Here is an 842-nt window from a genome sequence, read left to right as displayed (position 1 = left end):
AGACCCTCGACTACGACAGCGCGCCGGTAACCGAGCGCTACAGCCTGCCCGAGCACCTGGAGCAGGCCGCCGAGCTGATCAATGTGCTACGCGAGCTCACCCCTGCGCAGGTCAGTGAACTGATGCACCTCTCCGACAAACTGGCCGGACTCAATGTCGCCCGCTATGCCAGCTGGCACCGCGACTTCACCCCGCAGAATGCCAAGCAGGCACTGCTGGCCTTCAAGGGCGACGTATACACCGGCATGCAGGCCGAAGACTTCAGCAGCGAGGATTTTGCCTTCGCCCAGCAACACCTGCGCATTCTCTCCGGCCTGTACGGGCTGTTGCGTCCGCTGGACCTGATGCAGCCCTACCGCCTGGAAATGGGCACGCGCCTGGCCAACCCGCGCGGCAAGGACCTCTACGCCTTCTGGGGCGAGCGCATCAGCCAGTGGCTCAACCAGGCGCTACAGGCTCAGGGCGACGACATCCTCATCAACCTCGCCTCCAACGAATATTTCTCGGCCATCAAACGTCAGGCGCTGCAGGCCCGGGTCATCGATACCGAGTTCCGTGATCTGAAAAACGGCCAGTACAAGATCATCAGTTTCTATGCCAAGAAAGCCCGCGGCCTGATGGCCCGCTACATCATCCAGCAGCGTCTGCAACACCCTGAACAACTGCAGGCCTTCGACCTGCAGGGCTACTACTACAGCGCCAGTCACTCCAGCGCCGACAAGCTGGTGGGCAGGGCGCGCGTCGGGTAGCGCAGCAGCAGGATCAGCCAGGTGATGGCCAGTACCACGCCGAACAGCATGTTCAGTCCTCGGCCTGGTCGCGCAGGAACACCAGCTTGTCGG

General features: G+C 62.5%; 1 protein-coding gene and 1 pseudogene. One reads left to right on the top strand and one right to left on the bottom strand.

Translation table 11 applies throughout. The annotated features are described in order from the left end of the window. Positions 1-749 (top strand): peroxide stress protein YaaA (yaaA, locus tag CFY91_RS13675; protein ID WP_093986938.1); only part of this gene is annotated, 749 nt, incomplete at its 5' end. On the opposite strand, the pseudogene CFY91_RS13670 reads toward yaaA, so the two are convergent. Beyond that, positions 713-799, bottom strand: a pseudogene (locus tag CFY91_RS13670) (multidrug transporter); the annotation flags it as partial. The gene yaaA and the pseudogene CFY91_RS13670 overlap by 37 nt on opposite strands. Between the last annotated feature and the right edge of the window lie 43 nt (positions 800-842).

It is taken from the genome of Pseudomonas fluvialis (assembly GCF_002234375.1).
Taxonomy (GTDB): domain Bacteria; phylum Pseudomonadota; class Gammaproteobacteria; order Pseudomonadales; family Pseudomonadaceae; genus Aquipseudomonas; species Aquipseudomonas fluvialis.
The sequence above is the reverse complement of the archived record's forward strand: the minus strand, read 5'-3'. Positions and strand labels throughout refer to the sequence as shown.